This window comes from Spirochaetota bacterium (genome assembly GCA_040756435.1).
Classification (GTDB): domain Bacteria; phylum Spirochaetota; class UBA4802; order UBA4802; family UB4802; genus UBA4802.
On sequence record JBFLZD010000003.1, the window covers coordinates 47,718 to 64,706 of the forward strand.

Below are 16,989 nucleotides of genomic sequence, written 5' to 3' on the forward strand. Positions count from 1 at the left end.
TTTTAAATTATTATTGACAAAAATTATTTTATTTTTATACGTTAAAAATCAAATTAGATATAAATAAAAAAAAATTACATTTATAATTAAAAATAAAAATTTTGGAATGAATTGTATGATTAAAAAATATTTAAAAAAAATAATCCCCTATATTTTTAATTTTTTAATAATTTTTTCCACTCTCTTTTTTGTTATTTTAACGTTTAGCAATCATGCTACTGCAACATATTTGGGTATTGGAGGACAATATTCTTATTCATTTTTAAATTATAAATTTCCAAAAGATATCTTTGATACTTCACCCCACATTCAAGATTTAGAAGAAATAGGAATTAAAAACAATACAAGGGCAATGTCCAGTGATTACGGTTTAAGTGTTATAATAGATGATGGAGATGATTTTAAATATCTTAATAAAATTAATCTAAAATTAGAATACTATAAGTTTGCAATTTACTTAGATGACACAAATAATTCAATAAAAGGAACTAGAGTAGGTTATCTACTAACTTTTGGGTTTGATCTTTTTGGAAGTGAAACAAATAAATATTTTGCAGGTCTTACTACAGGATTATATTTCAGTTATGGCACTACCACAATAAACAACTCATCCTATCAAACATACGAAATGCCTATAGGTTTAAGTTTAGGTAATAAATTCGCTATATCTGATAATACCGCATGCATAATATCATTGGTATATAGCTATTACAATTGGTATATGAATAATATAACATTTCTAGGCGGTTTCAATAACGTTGCAGGTGTAGGAGGTTTTATAACAAGAAAAAATGAATTTACTATATCTTTCAGCTATGTTTTCCAGATAGGATCTATTTTCATTTAACATTAAAATCATTGTAACAAATTTTAATTAAAATTTTATTTTAAGGGGAGGTTTTTTAATGCTTAAAAGAATTATATTATTTTTTTATGTAAGCATTATTCCTTTAATGCTTGCATGTACTTCTTTGCAAAAGGATATATCAAATAATTCATTCATATTTGGAAGGATTATAAGTGATACTGAAAGTTTAAGTGTGCAATATGTAAATTTCATTGAGTGTCCTAATACCAAAAATTCAAAAGAATATGAATCTGATACCCATAAACAATCTGGTTATTTCTGGTTGGCTAATTTAAAATCTGGATCGTATAGAGCAATCTGGTTCTACCAAAAATCATTATTTGATTATATTACCAGTAACCCCGGTAAATATTATATTCTACCTTCATATGGAAGTGGTCCTTTTCTGGTTAGAATTAATAAACCCGGAATTTACTATATGGGAACATACAAATATATCATTGATCCAAAGAAAAATTCAGTTAGTAAGATACTTATGGGTAGTCCAACTACATTTGATATGGAAAAAGTTAAGGATGATAATCCTGCTGAAATATTAGAATGGATATTGAAAAACAGAATACGAAAAAGTTCACCATGGTATCATTTAATAGAGAAAACTTTAAAAGAAAGGAGCTGGATCAATGCAGAAGATACGGTTAAATTGTAAAATTAAATTTTCTTTCTTTGTATTATTAATAACATTTAGTTTGTTTATAACAGCCTGTACCACTGCTAAAAGTGTTACCTCAATTGATAGTATTGGCAAAAACGATGTTCTGATAGTAGGTAAAATAATATTAGAACCTTCACTTTCTAAAGATGAATTGAAAACACCATATTCACTCCCAATGTATACTGTTTATGGGAAATCCGGTAATATAAATATATATTTTCAAGACACATTAACATCACTCACTAAACTTGAAGTAGGTATGAAAGAATCTATCAATTCAATATCAACTGAATTTGATAAAACATTTTTTATTAAAATTAAAAGAAAACCCATATATTTATATTATGGTTATATTATTATGGGTTATGATTCAGATATAACTGACAGTTATATATTCCATTATTTACCAGCAGGGTGGAAACTTAATATCTCTGATCAAGATAAGGCAATATATATTGGGACAATAAAATATACACGTGACGAATTTTTTAGAATAAAAAAAATAGAGGTAATTGATGAATATGATACCATAGCCAAAGAATATGAAGCCAAATTTGGCACCAAATTGCCTTTAAAAAAATCTTTATTGCTGCCAATTGAATAATCGTTATATAAAAATAAATATTATAAAATTTTCTTCAATCAAAAGCACCTCCGGCTAATTACCAGGAGGGGCTTTTTTATTAGTTAGATAATAAATTTTCTTACGGTACAAAATATCCAGCCCATTCTGTACCCTTCTGGCCTTTGTATGAAACATTGACAGTAAGATCTGACCACCATCCCTTCAATGACTTCATTTTAAACGTTGAATAAATTAATACATAGCGATAATCGTTTGCTTTTTTTATTGCATCATACACTGTTCGTAATCCATCCAATTCACTTGCTTTATAAATTGCGCCACCTGTTTCCTGGGCTATACGCATTAAAATTGGGGATTTTGTTTTTAATGTAAGAATATACACTGGAATAAAATGCGATTTTGCATAATCAATGATAATATCAGCAGAATATGCTTTAAAATCTTGTTCGTTTGCATCACCATCTGTAATGAGTATTACACCACGCCGCGACATTTCAGGCAAGACATCGCTGATTGCAGTATAAAGTGCTTTGCCAATATCACGCCCTTTGCCATAATCAAATGACTTTAATACTTTTAATGCTCTGCGCCTACTCCAATCATACTGATTGGCAACCCAGGTATCATCAGCAAAGTTTATTATTTTTAGTTGATCGTTTTTATGCATTTTTTGCAATATAAACTCGGCAAGCCATGGCACGTCATTATGATAGTTTTTCAATGTACCTGAACGGTCAACACACATAACCATTGAAGCTGCTGGCATCATGTTTTTTAGATAATCAGCACTCATATTGGTGATTGTTGCCCCATCTTCAATGATAGTGAAGTTTTCCTTTGTTAATCCATAGATTGGTCTGCCATAACGGTCACGGATATTGCAATACACTGCAACAACAGGAAATTTTTTTGCATCAACATTAGTTACTTCTACTTCAATGTTGCTTATCTGTTGCTGAAGAGGTGAAAACATATATATGGCTTCATTTTTATTGCTACATGTATATACAAACCCATTATCATCCATAACAGCCGAAGTAAGATGATAAAATTTCTTTTTCCCTTCCCAGCTAACAAACCACTGTGATTGACCTGTTTCAAAGTTATACATAAAAAGGCCTTTTTTTTCATCACTCACAGCCATGAGGTTACCCTGTACAAAGATTCCACGGGGTACAGCAAACTCCGATGGTGTAAGGTTCTCAACAAAATTACCTGAATCATCAAAGACAGCTATCCGTTTGTTGTTTGTATCAGTCACATATACGTTTTCATGCCGTACTGCCACATCAGTTGGTTTATTCAGTTGACCTTCATATTCACCAAATTGTCCAAATGCCAGTATGAATCGTCCATCTAAACCAAACTTTTGAACACGGTGATTGCCACTGTCCACTACATATAAGGAACTATCGCCGCCAAAACAAACCCCCTCAGGGCCGTTAAACTGGCCTTCCTGATTACCTGTGCTGCCAATTGTTTTAACTACTTTGCCATCAGTGTTAATAATAAACACTTTATTATTTGCAAAATCAGTTACAGCCAGAAGTTCCGACTTATAATCTATACCATAGAGCTTACCGTCAAGATTGTATGTGCGGGTAAAAATGCCTTCACCATTAGGATCAAGCTTTACAAGTTTGCCATTGGAAAAAGATGTGATATACATGTTTTTATCATTATCAATGGCAATATCAATGGGTGATGAAAAACGGAACCTTCCTAAATCAACAGGTAAATATGAAGCTGTTTCAATAAGTTCAATTGGTTGTACAAACGAGCTGTACAACGAACCCCTGAAATTAATCATATCAATTTTATTTTGAATAAGAGGATTTTCTTTGGTCATATCAAGCAGGATTTGCCATTGTTGAAGTGCCAGGTTTGTATACCCTGCCAATTTGTAGGCACGTGCTAAATATTCATTTGCGGTATAGTACTCAGGATACACTTCTAATGCTTTTCTGAAAAATTCAATAGCGGCAAGATAATGCATTTCATTAAAGTGATACATCCCCTTGGCCACTTCACTTTTGGCTTTCTGGAAAATAGCAACCTGTTTATCTAAGGTTATACCAATGGTTGGAATGAATGTAATAAGTACTATTAAAACTACTATTATTTTTTTTAGCACAGTGTATCCTCTGTAACTGATTATAATATTTTTATAATTATCGGTATAGCAAGCAATATAATTGCATATTGTCAAATAATGCAATTAATTTATCTATTTGCGGGATAAAATCTGTTTTAAAAATTGTCCTGTATATGAACCTGAAGCCTTAGCCACATCTTCTGGTGTGCCCTGGGCAATGATACGCCCACCTGCATCACCACCTTCTGGCCCTAAGTCAATGATCCAGTCAGCACATTTTATTACATCTAAATTATGCTCTATAACAATGACAGTATTGCCCTTTTCAACTAAACTTTGTAATACATCAACAAGCTTTTCCACATCAGCAAAGTGCAATCCAGTAGTTGGCTCATCAAGGATATACAGTGTGTTGCCTGTAGCGCGTTTTGATAGCTCAGTAGATAGTTTAACCCTTTGTGCCTCACCACCTGACAGTGTTGTTGCAGGCTGACCCAATTTGATATATCCCAGCCCTACCCGTTTTAATGTTTCAAGCTTAGATTTTATTGATGGGATATTAATAAAAAACTCATAGGCTTCATCAACAGTCATTTCCAGTACTTCATATATATTTTTCCCTTTATAACGAACTTCCAATGTTTCATGGTTATAGCGTTTACCTTTACATACTTCACAGGTTATATAAACGTCGGGTAAAAAATGCATTTCTATCTTTTTAATGCCATCACCCCAGCATGCCTCACATCTGCCTCCTGTTACATTGAATGAAAACCTCCCCGGCTTGTACCCTCTAATCTTTGAATCAGGTAAATTTGCAAAAAGCTCACGGATTGGCGTAAAGGTACCGGTATAAGTAGCGGGATTGGAACGTGGTGTTCTTCCAATGGGTGACTGGTCAACATCTATTACTTTGTCAATATATTCTATCCCTTCTATCTTATTGAATTTACCGGGATAGTCTTTGCTGCGCATCTTCAATGATGCCAGTGCCTTATATAAAATATCAATTACTAAAGTAGATTTTCCTGAACCGGAAACACCGGTAACACAGGTAAACACCCCTAAAGGGAATGACACATCTATTGACTTCAAATTATTTTCTGCCGCACCCCGTATAGTTAAATACTTTTCAGTCTTTCTGCGCCTTGACGGTGTTTTTATATACCTCTTCCCACGTAAATATAATCCAGTAATTGATGTTTCATTTTGTTCTATTTCCCGCGGTGTCCCCTGCGCTACCACATAGCCACCATCAAGCCCTGCACCAGGACCCAGGTCAACAACATAGTCTGATTCACGGATTGTCTCTTCATCATGTTCAACCACAATCACCGTGTTGCCAATATCACGCAATTCTTTTAATGTATCTAAAAGCTTTTTGTTGTCACGCTGATGCAGACCAATGCTTGGCTCATCAAGAATATACAGCACACCCGTTAAACCTGACCCAATCTGCGTGGCAAGCCGTATGCGCTGTGCTTCACCCCCAGACAATGTCCCTGCCGCACGGTCAAGGGTCAGATAATCAATACCCACATTGGAAAGAAATTGCAAACGTGCTCGTATTTCTTTAAGTATCTGGCGGGCAATTGTCATTTGAGTTTCAGACATCGACAAGTCATTAAAAAATTTTACTGCTTCTTTAATGGACAGTGCACTAATATCAGCAATATTCTTATCAATAACTTTCACTGCTAAGCTTTCAGGCCTTAGTCTTTTGCCGCCACATGCATCACATACTCTATTGCGCATAAAGCCTTCCATCCATTCGCGCATCTCATCAGATTGTGTTTCTTTATAACGACGCATTAAATTTGGTATCACACCTTCAAATTCTTTTGTAAATTTATATTGCGCTTCAAATCGCTCAATAGAATAGTCAAATTTTTTACCATTTGATCCATATAAAACAATATTCTGAATTTGTTTTGGCAGCTTTTTCCACGGCGTATAGGGATCAAACTTAAGATGCCGTGACAGCGTCAGCACCTGTTCCTGATACCAGTAGCTGGTAGTTTTACCCCATACCGCCAGTGCCCCATCCATCAGTGATTTATCGGGATTGGCAACAATAAGCTCTGGATCAAACTGCATGATAAATCCAAGGCCATCACAGGTTGGACAGGCACCATATGGACTATTAAAGGAAAACATGCGGGGCGATAGTTCCGGTAATGAAATATCACAGTCAGGACAGGTCATTTTGGTGGAAATTAACTGCTCGTTATCATCTATGATTAATATTACCTGACCATCAGCTAATTCAATTGCAGTCTCAATTGAATCTGATAATCGTGAACGGATATTCTCTTTAAGTACTATCCTGTCAATGATGACCTCAATGGAATGTTTTTTATTTTTATCCATTTTTATTGTATCATCAAGTGAATACACCTGCCCATCAACTCTGACTCGCGAATACCCTTGCTGCTTGAATTTTTCAAACATATCCTGATACAAACCCTTGCGCCCACGCACAACCGGAGCAAGTACCTGTATTTTTGTCCCGGCACTATGGGTAAGTACGTTTTCAACAATCTGGTCAATGGTTTGTGAGGTTATGGGTTTTCCGCACTTATAACAGTATGGCACTCCAACCCGTGCAAACAGTAAACGCAGGTAATCATGAATTTCGGTTACAGTACCCACTGTTGAACGAGGATTGCGGTGAGTGGTTTTCTGTTCAATGGATATTGCAGGTGAAAGCCCTTCAATAAGGTCAACATCAGGTTTTTCCATCTGGCCCAAAAACTGCCTTGCATACGCCGACAACGATTCAACATACCGTCGTTGCCCTTCAGCATAAATGGTATCAAAAGCTAAAGAGGACTTCCCTGATCCGGAAAGTCCTGTTATAACAACCAGCTTTTCCCGTGGAATGTCAATAGAAATGTTTTTTAAATTGTGCTCACGGGCACCTTTGATGCGAATATATTGCTGACTCATATCTGTGTAATATTAGTAGAACCACACATCGGACAGATAATCTCCAGATCTTCAATATCTTCATCTTTATGTTTTACAATGACATCTTCCCATCGGTAATCGCAATCATCGCAGGCTAAAATCACTGCTATTTGTTTTTCATCTTCTTCCACTTCATCTTCTTCTACTAAATCATCTTCAAGCATCTCTTCTTCAAGCATCTCTTCATCATCAAATGTTTCTTCATAGAAATCATCTTCATATACTTCATCATCAAATTCTTTTTCAAAATCATTTGGCATAATCTACACCCTCGTATACAGATATTATTATGCAAAACACTACTATCAATATATGAATACTTTAAAAACTATCTAACAAAATTTTAAAAAAAATACAAAATTTTAAAGTATTTTCTTATTACCCCGCTTATGCACTACAATACAAATGTAGTGCAAAACAAAGGCAAAAATTTTTAAAAAATTAGCGTAATACCTTTTTGTCAAAAAAGTTAGTATATGCAAAATGGTCAATAAAAAAAGTTATTTTTTTATAGATTTTGGTTTTACCAATTTTGCAGGTGGTTGCTTCATTGTTTTTTGTTCTGGCTCTGATTTTTTCATTTCAATAGCATCAGGCAATGTATCCAACGTGCTCAATAGTATATCCCACACACCAAAAAAGCCACCTGCTGAAGAATACTCTTTAAATTCCACAGTTAAGGTTTTATTAACAATAAATTCACGAGTAATGTTAAGTACAACAGTGCTGTTTTTTATTGTCATTTCACTGAATGCAAGTTGCTTAACAGGTTTGTTATTACAGGATATAACACACAAAGCATCAATGGGTGTTTTTTCAGGATGATCAAAAGTCACAAAATTTATATGCAGGTAGTATGAACTCTCAGTTAAATTTTCAAAGACAATCCTGGAGCCATATTTTGAAATAAACCAGGCACAGTTATCAATAACTGGCTTATCATCGTAATTTACGTTACAATAATATACTTTACCCCAATCGGAAATTTTTTTGTAATCTAACGCTGTTATCCAGTTCCATTGTACCAAAAAACTATCCTTTGGAGCAAGCTGGTACACTTTAATTATGGGCGATAGTTCCTGCGAATGGCCATTGCCATATAGCATGGCTGCCAGTAAAATCACACTTACTGTAAATATCATGTATCTCATCGTCTCAATAATTTCAGACACTTTATACAAGTGCAAGAATTTTTTTCTCTTTTTTAGTGCTCTGACCCATTTGCCCAAAACCCCGTCGCAATGAATACACCGTCATCACAAGACCCGGCAAATTCCTCTCAATACATTCCTTATTTTACTCGAAACACCCGACGAACTTTTAGTGGATACCGGTCTCCGAGTCCGTGCTAAGCATGCATATCGAGGTGACCGACTTGCACCCTTTATCAATTGAGATGGCTTCCCGAAAAAATCGCGATAAATTCAAAATTCGTAGTGATATACATTTTATTCAAATTTTACGCTTCTATTTATTTATAATTTATTAAAATAAAATTGACAAATACAATAATATATTGAATTATTCCCATTCAATAAACCAACCATTTTTAAAAAAAAATTTAAAAATAAAAAGGAGGATTTTCCCATGAAAAAGCATTTTCTTAATCTCTCAAAGTTTATGTATCTGTTTTCACTTATTTTAATTTTTATTCTGTCTTCGTGTGGAGGCGGAGGTAGTGATAGTAATGATAAGCCAAGCTGGACAATTATGGTATACATGGCTGCAGATAATGATCTTTCAATGTATACGTACTCCGACCTTAATGAAATGATTAGTAGTATTAACAACGATGGGAATGTCACCATTATTGCTTTATGTGACCAAGATGGAAATTCCGATACAAATTTATATAAAATTAAATATTATTCAACCGAGCAATTGTTTGATGCAACCTTGGGAGTTACCTCAAACTCTTCCGAACTTAATATGGGTGATCCCCAAACATTAAGTAAATTTATTGATTTTTGCAAAAACAACTATCCTGCTGATAATTATGCTCTTGTTCTATGGAATCATGGAGGTGGATGGCGCAATAAAATGCCCCAAAAAATTTCTATACAAAATTTAGACAGCATAAAACAATATATTGCAGATAAAAAATTAAAAAGCACTACCACTAAAAGTTCATTATCAACCCTTTTGGCAAAAAAAACCACTTTGCCAGTAAAAGCTGTATGCTGGGATGAGACTGATAATAATGACTACCTTACAATGGCCGAAGTAAAGCAAGCCGTTAGCGGCAAAGGCTTAACGTTAATTGGATTTGATGCTTGCCTTATGGGAATGGTTGAGGTTGCTTATGAGCTAAAAGACTGTGCACAGTATATGGTTGCCTCAGAAGAAACTATTCCAGGATTTGGCTGGGCGTATGATTATTTATTACAAAAATTTTATGCAAGCTCGCAATCGCCAGTTGATTTAGGTAAAGCCATAATTGATGGATATAAAGAATCGTATGAAGAACATGGTGAAGATGGTGTTACGTTATCACTTATAGATTTAAGTAAGATGGATGCGCTGGCAAATGCCATTGATACGTTTGCCTCATCATTACAAAGCCAGGCTGACAAAAGCATAATAACTGCAGCACGCCACAAAACATTATGTTTTACAGTTCCTCATTACATTGACCTATACCATTTTGCTCAGAACGCTTCATCATTTACAGGGGCATCTGATGTTATGCATGCAGTGCAGGATGCTGTTGTATACCATACATATTTAGATGATTCAGGTGAATATGGTTTTGATAATTCCCATGGTTTATCAATCTATTTTCCAGTTAATAAAGATTATGATTCTGAATATAGTGACTACAACACATCAAACATAGATTTTGCACAAAAAAGTTGGGATGAGCATTTAGCAAATTACTTTGTCAATGCAACAAAACATACTATTGAAACATTCCCTAATGGTGGTGGTAGTGATACAGATACCTATATTGCTGTATTTTATTACAACAATGGAATATTAAACTACCTGTGGGAAGATGATGATAATGGTACTACTAGTCTTTATTCTAAAATTAATATACCATTAGCGTCTGGAAGTATATATTATATACTATGTTTGGATATTTGGGGTGATTATGGATATTATTCAATCCTTGTAAATCAAAATGGCGGTGGCTTATCATCGTCTACACCATCATCATATGATGTTAATGAACCAGATGATAATTGGGAACAAGCTAAACAAATAATCTATGGTACTGTTTATGATTATTATTTATCATATAAAGACCTTGATTGGATGTATACAATAATTCCTTAAGCTATAAATAATATGAATTTGTAGAAGGACTTAAGCATAATTGCCAGTCTTTCTACTCTTAAAATCATTTATTCTATATTGGATAAAAAGAATTGGAGGCTTTAATATGAAAAATATTATGTATATAATTATACTTATTTTTATGACATCAACGCTTTATTCCCAGAAACATTTTTTAAAACAAGAATATTCCAATACTAATACTAAAGGGAATATCATTTTTGGCCTTGTTACCAAGAAGAATGATACATATTATATAACACATAACTGGCGTTCACGATCACTGGTAACATATAAAATTGAAGGGAACACTGCAGAACTTGAAAAATTTGTCAATAAGCCAGTTTTAGCAAAAGGTAAAATAACACAATCAAATGAAATCCCTAGAAATCGCTTTATACTTGAATCAGTAACTAAAAGCTGGGAATCAGGTAAAAGCATCTCATTAAAAGGACACGTTAAAAAAGGTAAAAATCATATTTATTTTATTGAATATCCATTACCAAATGAGCGCTTTATGTATATTGTGACCAGCGATAAAACAAATTCCATTGAAAAGTTTAATACAAAATTTATTACTGTAAAAGGTATAATCAAGGCAGAAAATAACTGGAACAAAATTTTTCTTGAAATAGAAGAAATAGAAGAAAAGTAAATTACAAAATTATTGCAGTATTTATTTCTATAATAATGTAAAATCTTGAAATATACCTGCCCTGCCGCCTTACCCTTCGGTGGCAGGGTTGTTTTATTTAGTATTAATAGTTATAAAAAACTGTCCCATTTACCATCAGTTGACCTTTTCCGGTAACTATCGCCCAAAATATTATATTATGTAATTTTTGCAATTTCTTTTATTGGATGCAATCCGTGGCTGGTATCATCAGTAAGAATCTCAAACGCACAACGGTTTTTTGTTTTTAAAGAAAATTGCTCACCCCCAATAGTGCATACAAGCTCACATGAAGCAATCTTTGTATTGAGGCAGTATTTTATTCCCCCTGGCGGATTATAATATGGCAAACATACAAAATCCTTATTAAGTGCAAAGATTGAACCTGCTAAGCTAATGTCCTTTGATCTGGCATTGAAATCCCAGTAGAAATAACCAAAATGAGCTCGGCATAATGTTTCACCCAGTGAATTCAATGCATACTCCTTGCCCTTGTATCGTAAAACAATTGGAGTCATAAAAGGTGTCCACAGCGGACCTAACTTTATCCGTGCAGTTGCCAGTTCAAGAAATGCCTCAGGTTCATTATCAAATCCACAAACCTGGCCCCACGCATAATGATCTGTATGCTTTGATCCCCAGTTGTGGTTCTGGCTTCCCACCCAGTTATCAATGGTAATTGTTTCTCCATTTACATTTATTGTGCCATTAAATATTGCATTGGGCAATCCAACTAATGATTTTGCCTTAGGCAATTTTGTTGTATATAGCTTTGGTGGAAATAAAAAAAGGGGCTCTTCATTGCCGGTATAGGTTACATCCCATTGTATTTTTTGCGATCCATAGCCAATACAACCATTGAGCGTTCCCGGCGTTAATACCGCATCACCAATAACAATGTTAAAATCATCCTGTGCAAAACTACAACGCAAGATTGGATACTCAGCCTTCAATGCTATATGATTATCTGTAGCACCATTAAAAATAATAGCCCATAATTCGCCTATTGCATTATCAGGCTTTCTTGCAGGCTGAAAAATAGTATAGCGTATCCAGAATGCCAACGGCCGGTAAGGATGATTTGCACGCACAAAAAAGCTTTCGTAGTGACCACCCTTCCCAGGCCTGTAACGTGTATAATTTGCACTGGCAATTAAACTTTCTTTATCCATAGAGTACTCCAAATATAAAATATGTGCGATAGTTACTGTTAATACATCGAAGTTTATAATTCATTATAGCTTTGTAGCAATCGGTACAGATAAACCACCCACACCCCTAACGGGAAATCGGTTATAAAAATAATACAATTTGCAAGATTGTTTGCGTTATTAGTGTACACAAACCCAGATATAAAAGCAAGCAAACCACATACAGATGATGTAAATTTCATAGTTGCTAAAGGTATTACCATAGTACTATATCGTTCTGCATTTTTATAGAGCAGCAATGAACATACAGTTACCCCTGCCATCATAGATACACTTAATATAGTGTAAAATTGACTTTGTTGGTGTGCCAGGGGAAGTGATGGAAACAATTTTTGCGATAGTTCATTGATAATAGCCATAAGTTGTGGTGTAAAAAAAATAAAGACAAAGGTGGTAATAACAAACGCAATTGCATACACAAGCCCTGTTATTTTTATCAGATTAAGCAATTTTTCTTTATTCATATATTCCCCCTTAAACCATTACATTGTAAAGAAGCTTTTCCTACACGTCATTCCGGGCTTGACCCGGAATATTTACCCTCACCATTATAGATCCTGAATCAAGTTCAGGATGACTGCACTGAATCAATCCTGAAATAAATTCAGGATGACTTATTGCTTCACGTCATTCCGGGCTTGAGCCAGAATCTTTACCCTCACCATTATAGATCCTGAATCAAGTTCAGGATGACTGCACTGAATCAATCCTGAAATAAGTTCAGGATGACTTATTGCTTCACGTCATTCCGGACTTGAGCCGGAATCTTTACACCACACTGTCATTTCGAGCACAGCGAGAAATCTTTGCTTATCACGTTATGATTTCTCCTCACTTCGTTCGTCGAAATGACATGAGGGCAGAAGTCATTTTAAAGAGATGCCTTTGGGTATACCCCCCCCTCTATCAAAAAACATCAAAATGACATATTAAAGAACTTCATACACATTAAATACAATTATTTACCATTCTCTAAATAGTTTTTTATGCCATATAGATAATCTTTTATACTCTTTTTTGTAAGGCTGTTTTCCACAAACCCTGGAACAGGCACTGAAACTTCAACAACCGGAGCATAGTACAGTAGGGTGGTATTGTCATCCATTGATATGCAATATTGATATCCTTCAATATTTCTAATTCCACTACTGTGGGGATTAATATGATTTGTAATGTTATACAACTTTATATCATCATCCGATAGCAATCGCCATTTCTGAAAATAATTGTTTTTTTGATTTTGTACTATGAGTGTATATCTAAATTTTAAAAATGTAACATGTATCTGACCCTCAATGACAGATGTAGTGCCATTTATTTTTGTTAACACCTTATAATAATCCAGACCATCGACATAGTGGGACATATGTTCCCAATCAAGAATACATTTCCACACTTCTTCAACAGGTTTTTGTATCAGTATTGCACCAACAACACGCGCCATCTCACCTTCCTGTGTTTTTTGTTTATATTTTTTTATAATACTATTACCCGCTTTTAACGCGTTAATATCCTCTTTACTTAAATCCGAAGGGAAATTATTAGAATATGCATTATAATAAACAATAATTAAACTTACTATAAGTACAATCATCGTTTGTATAATTTTGTTAAATTTAAAGTGCATAGGTCTTCCTAAATAATGTACTCTTTACTTTTGCTTTTTTAGATCATCTGCAATATGCTGCGAAATCTTTGTTGCAAGTGCCATTATTGTTATCTGTGGATTTACTCCCAGTGATGTTGGTACAATGCTGCCATCGGCAACATACAGATTGTCCGTGTTGAAACATTTGCCATTGCTATCAACTACTCCCCAGTTACTATCGCCACCCATACGACATGTACCCAATGGATGAAATGCAAATACTTCAGGTATGTGCGTTCTTTTTATGGTGTGCATTTTAAGTTTAACAACATCATCCATTGAATGTATCATTGGGAATGAAGCGATAGGGGTAAATATTTTTTTTGCTCCTGCCGCTATGAAAACTTCGGACAAATATGCTATACCCTTTTTTAATGTTTCGATATCCTGTGTATTCAGATTATACCATGATAACGGCGTATCCAGCGAACCAAAAACCTTTCCCTGACCGGTGTCATGTACCATAACCCCAAATGCAGCAATATGCGAAAATTGCTGTGCCAGCTCAAAAAATTCATTCCCAATCCCTGGCAACGATGCAGTTAATATTGATGGGTGCACAAATATGCCTTCCAACATAATGCCTTCATCTGCATAATCATCAATATATGCACCCTGTGAAACACCAACCCAACCATTAACTACTTCTTCCATCAGAGCAACAACACGCGAACATGGATGTATCTGGAGGTGTTTGGCAAGATGTTTATTCTTAACACCACTTTTTTTAAGCAATAATGGCGTAATCATTGTACCACATGCGCAGACTATGATTTTTGCTTTCACAATGCACTGTGCAATATTTTCCCCTTTGTCACCAATAACATTACATTGCACAGCATATGCTTTATTGTTTTTAAAGAGTATCTTTTGTGCTTTGCAATGAGTAAGCAATTGAGTATTATATTGCAATGCACGTGGGATGTAGCTTACCTCGGTACTTTGTTTTGCTCCTTCAACACAGCCAAACTGGCATGTACCACACCCCTTGCAATTTTTAACATTGTGCTTTAATGGCTTGCAATGTAAACCCAATGCATCAGCACCGCGTTTGATAATCTTTGCACAGTTACCCAGGACATCCCAGGATAATTCCGTCACATTAATAATCTTCTCTACTCTTTCAAAATATGGTTCCAAGTTTTTGTAATCTATATTAACCCGCAAATTTTCTTTCCACTGCATAATAATATGTTCTGGCGTACGAAAACATGTTGCCGAATTAATTGCGGTTGTACCACCAACACATCTGCCGGTAGGAATGGAAATTGGAGGAATGCCAAATGAAACAGTACTACCTGCCCCACGCCACATTGTTTTCATATTCTTTAAAGGCTTTCCATCATAATCGTTTGTTGTATAATAGCCACCTTCTTCAATGACAATGACACTGTAACTCATCAAAGCTAACTCATATGCTACAACAGCGCCACCAGCTCCGCTGCCTATAACACACACATCAGCATCAAATGAATTATACTTTTTATAATCGTTTTGTGAGTATATCATGCTATTACCTATCTACAATGCTCTAAATGGGTATACCCAATATGAGCTGCATGAATATCATCATCAAAATATACCAGAGTGCTGATAAGTTTTACTATCATAATAATACTTTGCCCATAAAATGATTTTTCACATTCTTTTAAAAGTTCAACTATGTGATCCCCAGCAAGGGAATAAAGCATTGCTTGTTTTTTTATAATCGATAGTACATTGAAATAAACCACACTGAAGTGTATTGCCAGCTTAACGTAAAAAGGAGTAAGCTCAATATAACCTTTAAACTGGATTATTGCTTCATTATCAGCAAAATCATCTTTCCCAATTATTGCCTGAACCAATGCAACAAGCGTTTTTGTTGATATACTATGTATATTCATAATATTTATTTTACTCTTTCTTAATATAGACTTTAAGTACATATTATAAATTGAGAAAAAAAAGTCAAACTTTTTTTAAAACTTTTTTTATTGATTTTATGTGCTATTACTTGTTTATTGATATTCTTAAATACAAATTTATAAAATAAGGAATGAACCATGTTACCACGAACACCTGTACTTGGTATGTTTTTTGCAATGATTATCGCTATATTAATTGTTCTGGTGTTTGAAATACCCGGAAGACCTTTTACCATACGGCTTGCTATATGGCTGTATACTCTATCACTTCTTCCTGGCTTAGGCATTGCTATGCTTTTTGACCCGGCACCCCGTGCAGCAAGAGAACGCTTTTTAAAAATTAATTTTTATGAGGAGAAAAAATCATAAAAGCAATACTTTTTGACATAGACGGGACGTTGCTCAGAACACACGGTGCAGGCAAACAGGCAATGGTTCAAGCTGCCATTGAGGTATATGGTACTGCTGGCGATATGGAATCAGTTAATTTTCAAGGGCGCACTGATCCTCTTATACTCATGCAATCACTGATGCCACATGGTATTAATGAAGAAACTATCTTTGCTCATATAGAGGATTTTAAGCAACGATACTTTGCATACTTAAAAAATGCAATGCCCCATGCTGAAGCAATTCTATTGCCCGGAATCCATGAGTTATTGCAAGCACTCACTGAATATGATAATATAATTGTAGGTCTTTTAACCGGCAACTTTTATCAGGGCGCTTTGATTAAGTTACAGCATTTTGATATCTTCAAGTATTTCCGTATGGGTGTATTTGCTGATGATACCCACATCCGCAATGAAATGCCCACAATAGCGCTTCAAAGGTTATATTCCTTAACAGGCACTTTATTTGAAGCAGAAGACCTCATTATAATTGGCGATACCATCTATGATATTGAGTGTGGCAAAACAGCAGGTGCAGTAACGGTTGCTGTTGCAACGGGATGGACAGATGCTCAAACACTGTTACAGCACAAACCTGATTACTTTTTCCAGGATCTATCGGATACAAAAGCATTTTTATACACAATAAAAGAACTGCATGAGTGCATCAAATTGAAAGTACAATGATGTAGTAGTAAACCATAC

At 34.7% G+C, this 16,989-nt stretch carries 16 protein-coding genes; 7 read left to right on the forward strand and 9 right to left on the reverse strand.

The window, feature by feature from the left end:
- Window positions 1-115: 115 nt before the first annotated feature.
- Genes AB1444_01660 through AB1444_01670 form a run of 3 tightly spaced genes read left to right on the forward strand, consistent with a single transcriptional unit; the run spans window position 116 to window position 2,127 of the window.
- The gene (locus AB1444_01660; GenBank protein ID MEW6525357.1) at window positions 116-847 is read left to right on the forward strand and encodes a hypothetical protein; all 732 of its coding nucleotides are present in this window, start codon (window positions 116-118) and stop codon (window positions 845-847) included.
- Between the two features lie 58 nt (window positions 848-905).
- Window positions 906-1,517, forward strand: a complete 612-nt coding sequence (locus AB1444_01665) for a hypothetical protein (GenBank protein ID MEW6525358.1) — start codon at window positions 906-908, stop codon at window positions 1,515-1,517.
- A complete protein-coding gene (locus AB1444_01670; GenBank protein MEW6525359.1) occupies window positions 1,492-2,127 on the forward strand; it encodes a hypothetical protein in 636 nt (211 codons plus the stop codon). The genes AB1444_01665 and AB1444_01670 overlap by 26 nt, the downstream gene beginning before the upstream one ends.
- 100 nt (window positions 2,128-2,227) lie before the next feature.
- Here AB1444_01670 and AB1444_01675 read toward each other — a convergent pair whose 3' ends face one another.
- From AB1444_01675 to AB1444_01690, 4 genes are all read right to left on the reverse strand, one after another.
- On the reverse strand, window positions 2,228-4,243 hold the full coding sequence (locus AB1444_01675) for a 6-bladed beta-propeller (GenBank protein ID MEW6525360.1): 2,016 nt from the start codon (window positions 4,241-4,243) through the stop codon (window positions 2,228-2,230).
- Window positions 4,244-4,336: 93 nt separating this feature from the next.
- Entirely contained in the window at window positions 4,337-7,153 is a 2,817-nt protein-coding gene (uvrA, locus tag AB1444_01680; protein MEW6525361.1) for an excinuclease ABC subunit UvrA, read from the reverse strand.
- Complete coding sequence (locus AB1444_01685; GenBank protein ID MEW6525362.1) at window positions 7,150-7,434, reverse strand: hypothetical protein; 285 nt, start codon at window positions 7,432-7,434, stop codon at window positions 7,150-7,152. Before AB1444_01685 ends, uvrA begins: the two co-directional genes overlap by 4 nt.
- Window positions 7,435-7,674: 240 nt before the next feature.
- Window positions 7,675-8,316, reverse strand: a complete 642-nt coding sequence (locus tag AB1444_01690) for a hypothetical protein (protein MEW6525363.1) — start codon at window positions 8,314-8,316, stop codon at window positions 7,675-7,677.
- Between the two features lie 445 nt (window positions 8,317-8,761).
- Between AB1444_01690 and AB1444_01695 the strand changes: the two genes are divergently transcribed.
- Window positions 8,762-10,453 carry a clostripain-related cysteine peptidase gene (locus tag AB1444_01695; GenBank protein ID MEW6525364.1) on the forward strand — a complete coding sequence of 564 codons (1,692 nt, stop codon included), beginning with the start codon at window positions 8,762-8,764 and terminating at the stop codon, window positions 10,451-10,453.
- A 106-nt stretch (window positions 10,454-10,559) separates the two neighbouring features.
- Window positions 10,560-11,108, forward strand: a complete 549-nt coding sequence (locus AB1444_01700; GenBank protein ID MEW6525365.1) for a hypothetical protein — start codon at window positions 10,560-10,562, stop codon at window positions 11,106-11,108.
- A gap of 176 nt (window positions 11,109-11,284) precedes the next feature.
- On the opposite strand, the gene AB1444_01705 is transcribed toward AB1444_01700, so the two are convergent.
- The 5 genes from AB1444_01705 to AB1444_01725 all read right to left on the reverse strand — a co-directional run bounded on the left by AB1444_01705 (window position 11,285) and on the right by AB1444_01725 (window position 15,871).
- A complete protein-coding gene (locus AB1444_01705; GenBank protein MEW6525366.1) occupies window positions 11,285-12,298 on the reverse strand; it encodes a hypothetical protein in 1,014 nt (337 codons plus the stop codon).
- Between the two features lie 53 nt (window positions 12,299-12,351).
- Window positions 12,352-12,801, reverse strand: a complete 450-nt coding sequence (locus AB1444_01710; protein ID MEW6525367.1) for a hypothetical protein — start codon at window positions 12,799-12,801, stop codon at window positions 12,352-12,354.
- 494 nt (window positions 12,802-13,295) lie between these two features.
- Window positions 13,296-13,964, reverse strand: coding sequence for a hypothetical protein (locus tag AB1444_01715; GenBank protein ID MEW6525368.1), 669 nt, complete (start codon window positions 13,962-13,964; stop codon window positions 13,296-13,298).
- A gap of 24 nt (window positions 13,965-13,988) precedes the next feature.
- Window positions 13,989-15,494: a GMC family oxidoreductase gene (locus AB1444_01720; GenBank protein MEW6525369.1), complete on the reverse strand. Its 1,506-nt coding sequence runs from the start codon at window positions 15,492-15,494 to the stop codon at window positions 13,989-13,991.
- 8 nt (window positions 15,495-15,502) lie between these two features.
- A complete protein-coding gene (locus AB1444_01725; GenBank protein MEW6525370.1) occupies window positions 15,503-15,871 on the reverse strand; it encodes a hypothetical protein in 369 nt (122 codons plus the stop codon).
- A 159-nt stretch (window positions 15,872-16,030) separates the two neighbouring features.
- Here AB1444_01725 and AB1444_01730 point away from each other — a divergent pair, with 159 nt between their 5' ends.
- Together AB1444_01730 and AB1444_01735 are read left to right on the forward strand one after the other, a co-directional pair.
- Complete coding sequence (locus tag AB1444_01730) at window positions 16,031-16,261, forward strand: hypothetical protein (GenBank protein ID MEW6525371.1); 231 nt, start codon at window positions 16,031-16,033, stop codon at window positions 16,259-16,261.
- A 17-nt stretch (window positions 16,262-16,278) separates the two neighbouring features.
- On the forward strand, window positions 16,279-16,971 hold the full coding sequence (locus AB1444_01735; GenBank protein MEW6525372.1) for an HAD hydrolase-like protein: 693 nt from the start codon (window positions 16,279-16,281) through the stop codon (window positions 16,969-16,971).
- Window positions 16,972-16,989 lie beyond the last annotated feature (18 nt).